The organism is Cellulomonas rhizosphaerae, assembly GCF_003470205.1.
GTDB classification, from domain to species: domain Bacteria; phylum Actinomycetota; class Actinomycetes; order Actinomycetales; family Cellulomonadaceae; genus Cellulomonas; species Cellulomonas rhizosphaerae.
Genome location: NZ_QWKP01000013.1, coordinates 1 through 1,620 on the forward strand (window position 1 = coordinate 1; position 1,620 = coordinate 1,620).

Annotated in this window: 1 protein-coding gene and 1 pseudogene; both read left to right on the forward strand. The window is 73.5% G+C overall.

All coding sequences use genetic code 11. The features are described 5' to 3' along the window. Positions 1-611 (forward strand): annotated as a pseudogene (locus D1825_RS18360) (TPM domain-containing protein); the annotation flags it as partial. Positions 612-711: 100 nt separating this feature from the next. Beyond that, the gene (locus tag D1825_RS00135) at positions 712-1,476 is read left to right on the forward strand and encodes a PspA/IM30 family protein (protein ID WP_118765548.1); all 765 of its coding nucleotides are present in this window, start codon (positions 712-714) and stop codon (positions 1,474-1,476) included. Positions 1,477-1,620: the final 144 nt, after the last annotated feature.

The following is a 1,620-nucleotide window of genomic DNA, read 5'->3' on the forward strand; positions in this document are numbered from 1 at the left end:
CCGCCCGCGCCTCCGTCCAGGATGCGCGGACCGCCCGCGCCGGCAGCGCCGACCCGCTCGCCGCGATGCGCACGATCACGGACGCCGAGGCCGCGCTCGACGCCGCCCTCGCCCCCACCCGGAGCGCCGTCGAACGTGACCGCCGTGCCCGGGATCAGCTGGACGACGTCATCGGCCGGCTGGAGTCCACCCTGCGCGCGACCGACGACTTCCTGAGCACCCGGCGCGGTGCCGTCGGCCCCGAGGCGCGGACCAGGCTGGCGGAGGCCCAGCGCCTGCACGGGGTGGCCCTCGACCAGCGACCGACCGACGCCGCGGCCGCCCTCGCGACCGCTCAGCGCGCCGAGCACCTCGCCCGCGACGCCGCCCAGCTCGCCCAGCAGGACGTGGAGCAGGCTGAGGAGCTCCAGCACAGCAACCGTCGCGGTGGTGGCCCCTTCGGTGGCGGCAACGGCCTCGGCGGCATGGTGCTCGGCGGCATCCTGCTGGACGGCGTCCTGCGCGGCGGCGGCGGCTTCGGCGGCGGCGGCGGATGGGGCGGCGGTGGCGGCTTTGGTGGCGGCGGGAGCGGCGGCGGCTTCGGGGGAGGCGGGACCGGAGGCGGTTTCTGACGGACCTTCAGAGGAGTCCGGGGTTGGGCGGCCGGGACGATCCGGCTGGGCAGTGACACCAGTGACAGCAGTGACCACAGGACGACGAGAGGCACGAGCCATGACCGAGAAGCAGAGCATCTTCGGACGGATCAGCCAGCTGGCCCGGGCCAACATCAACGCGTTGATCGACCAGGCCGAGGACCCGCAGAAGATGCTGGACCAGCTGGTGCGCGACTACACCGGTTCGATCGCCGACGCCGAGCAGGCGATCGCGCAGACGATCGGCAACCTGCGCCTCGCCGAGCAGGACTACAACGAGGACGTCTCGGCCGCACGGGAGTGGGGCAGCAAGGCCCTCGCAGCCTCGTCGCGTGCGGACCAGTACCGCTCGGCCGGGGACGCGGCGAACGCCGACAAGTTCGACAACCTCGCCAAGGTCGCGCTCGGCAAGCAGATCGCGGCGGAGGGCGAGGTCCGCGAGGCCGAGCCGCTCATCGCCTCGCAGCGGGAGACGGTCGAGAAGCTCAAGTCCGGTCTCGCCCTCATGAAGGACAAGCTGGGCCAGCTGAAGTCGCGCAGGGACACCCTCGTGGCCCGGCAGAAGTCCGCCGAGGCCCAGCGGACCGTGCAGAGCGCGATCTCCTCCATCAACGTGCTGGACCCGACGAGCGAGATCGCGCGCTTCGAGGAGAAGGTGCGCCGCGAGGAGGCGCTCGCGCTCGGCCACGCCGAGCTCGCGGCGTCGTCGATCGACTCCCAGTTCGCCGAGCTCGAGACCTCCGACGAGCAGATCGAGGTCGAGGCCCGGCTCGCCGCCCTCAAGCAGGGCCAGGAACCCGCGCGGCTGGGTTCCACGCCCGTCACGCCGGCGATCGAGGCCTGAGCCGTCGGGACTCGCGGTTCCGAGCACGGCTCACGCGAGCCAGCCCGGGGCAGTGAGCGCGTGGGTGTGCGACGCGCCGCATCTCGCGCGGCGTGTCGCACACCCACCCGCACCGCGCCCCGCATCGCAGCGCCTGCTGCGACC

Excerpts from the sequence above, each read along its gene's own strand:
- D1825_RS00135 (WP_118765548.1), top strand. The coding sequence starts at position 712 with ATGACCGAGAAGCAGAGCATCTTCGGACGGATCAGCCAGCTGGCCCGG.